Annotated in this window: 1 pseudogene; it reads right to left on the bottom strand. The window is 68.4% G+C overall.

Features of this window, described 5'->3' with window-relative positions:
• A pseudogene (locus tag QSV46_RS40600) lies at window positions 1-247 on the bottom strand (caspase family protein); the annotation flags it as partial.

The raw sequence follows: 247 nt of genomic DNA on the forward strand, positions 1-247 counted from the left end.
GCCTGCTCCTGCGCCACCTGCTTGGCCTTTTCAGCCGCGACGCGCGCCTGCTCGGCGGCCTTGGCTTCCGCTTCGGCCTTTGCCTGCTGCGATTTCTGGGCGCCCTCGGCGGCGAGCCGGGCCCGTTCCTGCTCGGCCAGCCGCGCCTTCTCGGTCGCCGCGACCCGCGCCTCCTCGGCCGCGATCTTGTCAAGCTGAAGTTTTGCAAGGCTCGAATAGAAGCCGTCGGGATATTGCCCAAGGAAGG

This window comes from Bradyrhizobium cosmicum (assembly GCF_032290525.1).
Classification (GTDB): Bacteria; Pseudomonadota; Alphaproteobacteria; order Rhizobiales; family Xanthobacteraceae; genus Bradyrhizobium; species Bradyrhizobium cosmicum_A.